The sequence below is a fragment of the Shewanella saliphila genome, from assembly GCF_014648295.1.
GTDB lineage: Bacteria > Pseudomonadota > Gammaproteobacteria > Enterobacterales > Shewanellaceae > Shewanella > Shewanella saliphila.
Genome location: NZ_BMQV01000009.1, coordinates 106511 through 116018, shown reverse-complemented (window position 1 = coordinate 116018; position 9508 = coordinate 106511). Strand labels below are relative to the sequence as shown.

At 38.9% G+C, this 9508-nt stretch carries 10 protein-coding genes; 3 read left to right on the top strand and 7 right to left on the bottom strand.

Going from position 1 to position 9508, the window contains the following annotated elements:
- Positions 1–74: 74 nt before the first annotated feature.
- From IEY48_RS06935 to IEY48_RS06925, 3 genes are all read right to left on the bottom strand, one after another.
- On the bottom strand, positions 75–416 hold the full coding sequence (locus IEY48_RS06935) for a hypothetical protein (RefSeq protein ID WP_188918621.1): 342 nt from the start codon (positions 414–416) through the stop codon (positions 75–77).
- A 12-nt stretch (positions 417–428) separates the two neighbouring features.
- A complete protein-coding gene (locus tag IEY48_RS06930) occupies positions 429–1409 on the bottom strand; it encodes an AAA family ATPase (protein WP_188918619.1) in 981 nt (326 codons plus the stop codon).
- 147 nt (positions 1410–1556) lie between these two features.
- Positions 1557–1877 (bottom strand): helix-turn-helix domain-containing protein, encoded by a 321-nt coding sequence (locus tag IEY48_RS06925; RefSeq protein WP_188918617.1) that lies wholly within the window; start codon positions 1875–1877, stop codon positions 1557–1559.
- A 219-nt stretch (positions 1878–2096) separates the two neighbouring features.
- On the opposite strand from IEY48_RS06925, the gene IEY48_RS06920 reads away from it, so the two are divergent.
- Together IEY48_RS06920 and IEY48_RS06915 are read left to right on the top strand one after the other, a co-directional pair.
- Positions 2097–2624: a VspR family transcription factor gene (locus tag IEY48_RS06920; RefSeq protein WP_188918615.1), complete on the top strand. Its 528-nt coding sequence runs from the start codon at positions 2097–2099 to the stop codon at positions 2622–2624.
- A complete protein-coding gene (locus IEY48_RS06915) occupies positions 2621–4033 on the top strand; it encodes a DEAD/DEAH box helicase (RefSeq protein ID WP_188918613.1) in 1413 nt (470 codons plus the stop codon). The genes IEY48_RS06920 and IEY48_RS06915 overlap by 4 nt, the downstream gene beginning before the upstream one ends.
- Here IEY48_RS06915 and IEY48_RS06910 read toward each other — a convergent pair.
- From IEY48_RS06910 to IEY48_RS06895, 4 genes are all read right to left on the bottom strand, one after another.
- Positions 4015–5037, bottom strand: a complete 1023-nt coding sequence (locus IEY48_RS06910) for a TniB family NTP-binding protein (RefSeq protein ID WP_188918611.1) — start codon at positions 5035–5037, stop codon at positions 4015–4017. The two genes, IEY48_RS06915 and IEY48_RS06910, sit on opposite strands and share 19 nt — an antisense overlap.
- A complete protein-coding gene (locus IEY48_RS06905) occupies positions 5034–6884 on the bottom strand; it encodes a TnsB C-terminal domain-containing protein (RefSeq protein ID WP_229780198.1) in 1851 nt (616 codons plus the stop codon). Before IEY48_RS06905 ends, IEY48_RS06910 begins: the two co-directional genes overlap by 4 nt.
- Positions 6884–7507: a TnsA endonuclease N-terminal domain-containing protein gene (locus IEY48_RS06900; protein WP_223418977.1), complete on the bottom strand. Its 624-nt coding sequence runs from the start codon at positions 7505–7507 to the stop codon at positions 6884–6886. Before IEY48_RS06900 ends, IEY48_RS06905 begins: the two co-directional genes overlap by 1 nt.
- A gap of 243 nt (positions 7508–7750) precedes the next feature.
- On the bottom strand, positions 7751–8527 hold the full coding sequence (locus IEY48_RS06895; protein WP_188918607.1) for a class I SAM-dependent methyltransferase: 777 nt from the start codon (positions 8525–8527) through the stop codon (positions 7751–7753).
- Positions 8528–8656: 129 nt separating this feature from the next.
- Here IEY48_RS06895 and IEY48_RS06890 point away from each other — a divergent pair, with 129 nt between their 5' ends.
- A complete protein-coding gene (locus IEY48_RS06890) occupies positions 8657–9502 on the top strand; it encodes a 23S rRNA (adenine(2030)-N(6))-methyltransferase RlmJ (RefSeq protein WP_188918605.1) in 846 nt (281 codons plus the stop codon).
- The last annotated feature ends 6 nt before the right edge of the window (positions 9503–9508 follow it).

Here is a 9508-nt window from a genome sequence, read left to right as displayed (position 1 = left end):
AATGGCTATGGTTTTATAACAATGAAAGACCCAATACAGCAATTGGTGGTGTCCCACCAAAGCAAAAACTGGCACTAGTGGCCTAAATATCTACTTTTGATCTCAGTTAAAAATGGGGAGATTACCGTATTAGCCAGACTTTCAACAGCCATTTCAATATCGGGAAAACTCTCGAACTCGACTTGAATTCCTATACCCATTTGTAGAGGAATTTCTGTAACAGCGTCTTTCAATGTAATTAATTGAGTTGAAATAGTGGCAAGATCACCCCTTAATTTACCACTATGAATTAGACGGTTTTGTGCAGGGATTATTTGAGCGTCACCGCCTCCACCACCATTCGGCGATGTGAAGTTTTGGGAAATAGCATTTGAATCAAGAAAAAAGTGCGGTTTGTTGAAATCATTGTTCGCCATTAAGCATCCTTATTAAATGGTGAAATGTTGGCTAATACTTTTCCTGTCTTCAATTGCTTGTTGAAGCATAGAGATCGTTATTGACTGATGATCATGAATCAACATTTCTTTAGTTGCATCATTAGCAACTAAAGTGACCTCAGCATTACTAAGTCCGTCAGATAGTAGAGCCAATTTTTTCCAAGGGAAATTTTTAGATACATAAGAACACAAACGAGATTTGAATAGAGCAATAATTTCACTCTCTGATGGCAGTTCGTAACGTATCACATCATCAAATCGTCTAAAAAGGGCATGGTCAAGAGCTTCAATATGATTAGTGGCACAAACAATGACGCTATTTGAATCGTCTTGTTCAATCATTTGCAAGAAGCTGTTTAGAATGCGTCTTGCTTCACCTACATCATTACTTGATCCACGATGAGAACCAAGTGCATCAAATTCATCAAAGAAGTACACACCTCTCACATCTCTAATAGCATCAAATATTTGGCGTAACTTAACGGCGGATTCACCCAAATACTTCGTGATAACAGCATCAAGACGGACTTCAAAGAGAGGAAAATTTAATTCTCCAGCGAGTATGGATGCTGTAAATGTTTTACCTGTTCCAGGTTTCCCTGCGAGAAGTAATTTTTTCCTTGGTGATAAACCATGATTCTTTAATGTAGATAAATGTCTCTGTTCTTTTACTAAACGCTCTAATCTGTCCTTCACATTTGAGGAAACAATAAGGTCATTAAAACGTAATTTAGGATAGCTTGTTGTCAATAAACCTGTAGAGTCTTTAATGCTGCGTGCAATAGATACTGGTAAATTATCAGCACTAGTTTTTTTAGCTTTATCGACAAGTAGCTTGAGTTCTTGGGCAAGTTTACCATGCCCATTTCTTGCTTCATGAGCAGCAACTTGAAGCGCGATAGATAAAAATCTATCGTTATCTTTGTCGATGTGCGACTGCATGAGTGCTTTAATTTGGGTTGAACTAGCCATGAAAGAGTGCTCAATAGTGAATTTATTTAACAGTTACAAGTATACCCTAAAGAGATTTTATCTACTATTTGCTTGGTGCGAATGGATGATAATAACTTTAACATTCTCCACGGTAGTTAAAGTTCCAACCTTGTACAATGCTTTCTATCACCTGGGTTTTGGCTTAGATAGCACTTTAATCATAACGTCTTTTTCTTCTTCACTCATCTTTTCAAGTAAACACAGCAACTCCGCCGTACTTTCTGACTCGCAAAAAAAGTAAGCCACTGGTACACCTAGCTCATCAGCCATGGCTTTTAAGGTCTTGTAGTCGGGTGTATGCTTGCCCTTTTCATATTGATTCATACGCGCACTCGCGGTGCCAATTTCCATGCCTAACTGGATGCCCAACTGCTTTTGGCTAATGCCTTTAGCGGTTCGAGCCTGTTTAAGCCTGAAAGGAAGTGGATTGGTGTTTTTATCTGCCACAAGTTCAACATAGTCAGTCCTTAGATAACTCAGATTGTCTTAGTTTTTTTAGTTCAGGTATACTAAGGAATACTTAGCTTTTTAATGTTTGTTGTCAAGATTTAATCTGAGCTAAGTCATATCAAGCTATCTATCAATGAAGATACCGTTGATTTATAAGTAACAAATGTCATGGAGTGGCTCGTTAAACATTGAAATTAAACACTATTGGTAAAAATCGTGACCATAAAATTAATCCGTATAAATGAAACTTTGCTTAGTATTCTCATTGCCGAAGAGCTTCAACAGTTCACTGTTACTCAGATAAAAAATTTGATAATGAAGACAAATCCCTCTGTTTCGCCAAAAGAAATAGATCAGTTGGTTCGTCGTGCTTGCGCAAAACTGGTAAGTGTTGGATTTTTAGAGAAAAAATATCAGGGGAAAAAGCATGTTTATTATAAAACAGCACTGTTTGATAAGTCACAGCTAGTGCCCAGTAAAGCGCGCATGAAAGCGACAATAACGATATCTGCCAGCTCTCAAGAATTAATGCGACTCAAAGCGACACTCAATCAATACCAAGTAGATTTACTTGGATACATTGGGGAGGCGGAAGAGTTTAAACGCCTAATTGAGGAAATCCCAAATTCAAAACCCAGGCTTTATCCCAGATACATGAATGCTCGTAATCAAAGTTCAACCCTGATGGGGAAGATTAAGGCTGTAGAGTCTTGTCTTAACGACCTTAAAGGCTTATCACAGTGAAGTTAAGACAATGGCAAAGCCAATGCGTTGATGCTGCGTTAGCACGATATCAAACTCAAAGTCATTTTATGTGTTTAGCCACACCAGGTGCGGGTAAAACCATTATGGCGGCAGAACTAGCCGCAAGACTTATTGCTATGGGTAAAATTGACTTTGTGCTGTGTTTTTCTCCATCGTCAGAAGTCAACGATAGCATTAGAAGTACCTTTTCTAAACGCTTAAATAAGCGCTTTGATGGACTTATGGGAGCAATTGGTAGTGTCTATACCTATCAGTTTTTGCCCTCATTAACAGAAGCATTCTGGCAGCTTTTACGTACTCATAAAGTGTTTGTGATTATGGATGAAGTACATCACTTAAAGGGCAGTCTACTAACTAACGCCAATGCTTGGGGTGAGGAGGTGCTGTTAAACATTCAATATAATGCAGCTTATACTTTGGCACTTTCTGGTACACCTTGGCGCTCAGATAAGGCCCCTATAGTACTTTCGCGATTCACTGAACCAGATAATACAATCCACTGTGATTTTAGCTATGGATTAAAGCAGGCAATTGAGGATAACGTATGTCGTCAGCCGAATATTGTTTTAATTGATAACAACAAAATCAAACTAGAAACGGATCAAGAGACTGAGACATTTGCATCTATAGCTGAGCTTTTGTTAGATCTAAGATACAGCTATCAGGCGTTAATTAATCATCATCAAATAATGCATTATATGTTGAATCAGAGCGTTAAGAAATTGGCCGAAATACGCCAGAGCAACCAGAATGCCGGCGGTTTAGTTGTAGCAGCTTCAATTAAGCATGCTAAACAATTACTCCAAATACTTGTCTCTGATCTTAAGCAAAGTGCTTGTATCGTGACGTCTAACTTAAAGCATCCTTCCCGTATTATTGATGATTTTCGACAAAGTAACACTCAGTGGATTGTTAGTGTGGGGATGATTTCTGAAGGTACTGATATCCCTAGGCTGCAAGTATGTTGTCATTTGAGCCGAATAAAAACTGAAATGCATTACCGACAAGTGCTAGGTCGCATATTAAGAGTTAATTCAGATGAGGCTCAACAAGCTTGGTTATTCACTTTAGCAGAAACAAGCCTGACAGAATTTGCTTATCGAATTGATCAAGATTTACCAGAGCAATCAGTGTTTATAGATCACACTGGCTCACAGGATTTAGATCTAGAGTTGCCGCAATCAAAATCGAGTAAAACAATTCAGGCAGATGACGGTAATGAGTTACATGTGGATCTGTCAGGTTTTTCGTTACCTCATACTAAAGGCCATGCTAGCGCTTCATATAAGTCAGCTATAGACGAAGAGAACACTTACAATTTGGCTTTGTTAGGTTCATATAAAGAGCAAATCGTCAGGATGTTTGACAATTATTTACTCAGTAGCTGAGCCAAGGTTTGTGGTTTAGAAAATACTCTAGCAATCAGCATGTCTTCTGCTGACATTGCATTTGAGTTATAGCGAGAATGCTCAAAAACTTCAGAAATCAGAATATTCTCTGTTGGTTGAGTAAATGGATTATTTAAAACTGGCCCCGATGTTCTATTGAAAAGTGTTGTATAAGCATCAGCAAAATGTTGATTTTCTAGCGTGTTAGCACGGGTGAGCAACGCATTCTTCAATGCTTCTAAAAGGAGGTGTTTTAGAATCCTATTTTCACCTCTACAAGCTGCAAATAAGGGAATTGCCACATGCTTGTCTTCCAGCTTGGGAGGCTCTTCAAAGGGCATGTACTTAGCTAAGCCCATCAGATATTGGCGGTAATACTTGCTGTCTTTTTGAAGACTAAAATATTCAAGCTTTCTTCGGCGTATTAACCGAGATGACCATTGCGGCTCTTCTGCAATTTGCACAGCCCATGGCATACCCACTAACACAATAGGCACCTTGGCTTCTTCGCTAATATACTTCAATGCATTGGCAATTAATTGCCGTTCTTGAACAGTTTTAAACTCTATTAATTCTTGAAACTCATTGATGATAAGCAGCTCAACCTCTGCCCTAACCAAACTACCGACAAGTTTTTTGGTCAAGTCAGTCTCATAACCACGCTTTTTTCTTTGGTGACTACCAAACAACTCAAGATCCATTAATATTTGAGTTAAGGTTGCATCTAACCCTTTTCCACTGGATATACGGCTCACTAATACAGGAATGGATTGACGACTGTAATTCTGGCTAGCGAAGACACGTTTTTTATAGTGATTTATCAGATGGCTTTTGCCTACACCGGTATCACCCGTTAATAGCATGCATTGTTGGTCAGATTGAAAATGACGATTTAATCTTAACTCATCAAAATCGTTAAAAATGGTTTTAATTTGTGGATGAAGCACAATGCAGTCACTAAATATTTGTAATTGCTCAATTTGAGCAGAACTCAAGGTCTTCATTCAAAAGCCTCTAAATCATCATCCCAATTATCGAAAACATTGATTTGTTTAGTTTCTGATTTATTAGGTAAAAATAAGTTTAGTTCCTCTGTATTTAAATTAATCGTCCTTTGACCTGTATTGCTGATATCGGCTAATTGAGCCTGTTTTTTTACTGCTGAAATTTTAGCTTTTGTTTTGGATGCAATAAATGCTTCTTGCTCTTGTTTAACTCGCGCATGAATTGCCATACGCGCTTTAGCTAAACCTAGGTTGTCCTTACTCTCACGTATTGTTTCACGATTAATTTTCTTAATTATTTTATGTTCGTGAAGACTCAAACCATTAGCATACCCAGAGTTATCGGTACAAGACACTTTGAGGTATCCATCTAACTCCTCAAGGTACACATGGATATTAGACAGGTCATCAGGGTCTATCTTTATCAGTTTTTTTATTGTGTTTTTCGTTTGTGGGTAGTGCTTACGATAGTCTGCTAAAGCAGTAGAGTCATACATCAACTCTTCATATTTAAAACCATTTCGAGTTAATGTTCTTTCATCAGTGATTCCCATCAGCACAGTAAATCGTTGTTCGTCCTCTTTACTCATCTTTTGTGGCGGGTAAATATCAAAGCCATATTGCCATTGTTTTATGGGAATACGCGTTTCACGTGAGTCGGAATCTTGATGATAAACATCAACAATCCAACGATGAAACTCTTCAACAAAGGTCGAGAAGCGCATAATAGCGTCTTTTTCGGGTTTATATTCTTCTTTTGCCAAGATATTCGAGAAGGTTTTTCCTGGTAATTCTGTTAAAAAATACTCGTTTATCATCCCAAAGAAACGTTCTACAAATGGCTTTAACCAAGGTTGTTTAACTGGGTTATATTGAATATTTATTCCAGTTTCTTTACACGCATGCTCTAAACTTTTAGACCAAAACTCAGCTCCATTATCTACAACTAGATTTTCAAATTTGCCAAAGCAAGGCCACTCATTTTGAAGCTCTATATCAAGACCTTCAAATGATTTTGGTTTTATTGCATGCACGATTGCTTTGGCTGCTGAAACATATGAGGGCGAGCGATAACTTAAGTGGAACCCCAAAACACAACCACTAAAAACATCGACGATTAAGGTTAAATAAGGCCTGCCTAGTGGGATAGATAACTCATCATCAAGTAGGATTATATCAAGCGGTGTGTGGTCAATTTCTACACGTTCTAATATTCGAGTTGGAGGTATGTGTGATGAACAATAAGCAAACCATTGGTCAGCTTTAAATTTACCATGCCTTGCAACTGCCACTGGATAAGGAGGTAGTGATTTTATTCTTTGGTTAAAACTTTTGTAAGAAATAATAGGAATTTGCCCATCAATAATGTTTTCATTCTCAATAGTGATGGCGTCTTTGTAGTATTGATATGCTGTAGATACTCGAGGTCTTTTAGCATCTAAAAAACGAATTAGTGCTTGCTCAAAAAAAGCTTCATCACCTTGAGTACGACTTGTTCTATTACCCATTTTGTGTCGCTTGGCGACTAATGATGCAAGATCGCCGTTACTGTCAATGTAGCTTTTACGCCAACGGACTAACGTTCGCCAGTTAGGTCGCTTGTCCATGTTTGCAGTAAAAAGTGTATCAAGAATTGGGTCTAAATTTTTTTGAGTCCATCCACCTGTAATTTTCTTTTCGATGAAAGCAATAAGTTGATATTTATCGAGAGCTTTATCTTTTAAAAAATCGGGGAAGGTATCTAAATCTCGCTTGACTAATTCGGCATCAGCTAACTTAACATATTGGGCTGGAGTATCAGGTTTACTAACTAATTCAGAGTCATTGAATTCATCCTCGAAGTCCATCACTCAATGCACCATACAGAAGGATTACAAGTAAGATCATCATGGTTTAAGTTGGTCTTGATTAATCCTTTATGTATCAGAGAATAAAGATATGATCTAGCCTCAGCTAACGGTAATGACAGCTTAATTGCAACATCACTTACGTTAATTTTTCCTGTTCTTTTTATAAGCTTAAGCAATTCAATTTGAATAGTATTTAAGTCATAGATACCTGAATACCGGTGCAATATTTTAAGATTATTTAGAATAGGATTTACGCGGATTTGACGTTCTGTAACCAAGATAAGATCTGCTCCCAAGGACTGAGCGACCACTTTCTTGGCTGCGAATTGAGATCTAAAAATAGGGTCAAAAATTTTACTGTAGGGCTTATATTCATGATATTTCATAGTCCCATCATTGTAGTAAATTAGCGCATCAGGCGTATAAAATGCTCTTACGCCGTCAAAATCGTAATAAAACTTTTCAGGTTGACTAATAAATATTTTGATCGATTCATTGTACTCAAGATGAAAGTACGCATCAAACTCCAATGAACTCTCACACATTATTGTTTCGCCAACTTTTGCACTAGCAAATTTAAATATATTTTTATTAGGTGAAGGTTTACGTAAATTTCTCATATTTTCGATAAAAATTGAACAATTTAAGTACACTTAGTGTACTAACATGCAAAAATTTGTCAATGTATGGGTTATTAATCGCTCAAGATGCTGATATTAAAGAAAATGGCTTTTGGAACATAATTACAAAAACCATTTTTATGTCATTGAATGGGTTAAATTTGTCAAACTATGGGTACATTATGTCAATGTATGGGTTCAGCGACAGCGATACTTATCCCAAAGCAGACGCTATATTCACCACTATTTCATTGCGGCTTTCACATACACATCAAAGCGATTTTTTTTCGTTGCGATAACCATGCTGGGTTTTACACCATCGAGATCTTCAGCATAATCGGGACGTTTTACCACGACGCGTTTGGTGGCGAGTGCCATTGCCGGGGCTAATAAGCCGTCGGCGTCTAGGTCGGCACCGACTAAGGTTTGAAATACGCGCATTTCTTTTTTAACTAAAGCTGACTTTTCACGATGTGGGTACATGGGGTCTAAATAGACGACGTCTATTTCTGTACCTGAGGACTGTGCAGCATCAGCTAATGCATCCAGGCTCGAGCCGTGAAATAGGCTCATCAAATCCTGCATCCACTCGCCGATTTCGGCATCTTCATAAGCGCGGCGTAGGCCGTCTTCTAATAATGCAGCAACCACAGGGTGGCGCTCAACCATAATCACTTTGCAACCTAGGCTTGCCAATACAAACGCATCGCGGCCTAGGCCTGCTGTGCCATCGACAACCGTTGGCGTTACGCCTTGTTTTAACCCGACCGCTTTGGCGATAGACTGACCGCGCCCGCCACCAAATTTGCGTCGATGTGCGACAGCGCCTGATACAAAATCAACGTTAATGCCATCTAATTTGGGTTCATCTCGTTTATACAAACTCAAACAGTTTTGCTCAAAGCGCAATTCAAATGCGGCGTCTTTGTCCCACACTAATTGCCAGCGGCTGGCGATATCAACCAATGTTGGGTACTGCTGATTAAAGAAGATCGGTGTCTGCAACAAGATAAATACCATGCCAATATAAGAAACTACCTCATTATGCCAAAAGCCATCAGCAGTGAATACCTATACCTCACGCCTGAGAAAACTTATAATGATGGTATTACACAGTTTTTACTGTTCATTTAGTTAATGGAAATACCCATGCTTAGTTATCGCCACGGTTACCATGCTGGCAATTATGCCGATGTGCTTAAACATTCAATGCTTATACAAGCATTAAAAGCCATGCAGAAAAAAGCAAAGCCATATGTGTATATCGACACTCATGCAGGCGCTGGCGCGTATTCATTAACCGATGAGTACTCGCAAAAAACCGGTGAGTATTTAGATGGCGTGGCCAAACTGTGGCAACATGAAAACCTCCCTGTCGCCTTAGCCGATTATGTTGAAGCCGTACACCACTTTAATGCCGAATATGACGGTGAGCTTAGAGTGTATCCTGGCTCACCAGCGTTTGTTGATGTAGAGCTGCGCCCACAAGATCGCATGGTATTACACGAGTTGCATTCAACTGACCATGAGTTGCTTGAAAGTTACTTTATTCAAGACAAGCAAGTAAAAGTACTCAACAGCGATGGTTTACAAGGGTTAATTGCTGCCGTACCGCCATTAGAGCGCCGTGGAGTGATTTTAATTGACCCAAGTTATGAAATTAAAACCGACTATATTGATGTGGCTGAGACCCTGATTAAAGCCCATAAACGCTTTGCAACGGGTATTTTTATGTTGTGGTATCCGGTAGTAAAGCGTGAGCAAACAGAAGCCATGCTGACACTGCTTAAAAATAGCGGCATTAAAAAACAGCTGCGTATTGAGCAAGCCATTAATGCCGATAGCGATGAGTTTGGCATGACAGCCGCTGGTTTATGGGTGATTAATCCGCCGTGGCAAATGGATGTTATGGCCAAAGAAGCATTAGATTACTTAGCGCCTTTATTAGGCCATGCCGACGGTTACACAACAGTAAAATGGGAAGTCGGCGAGTAGCCTCAA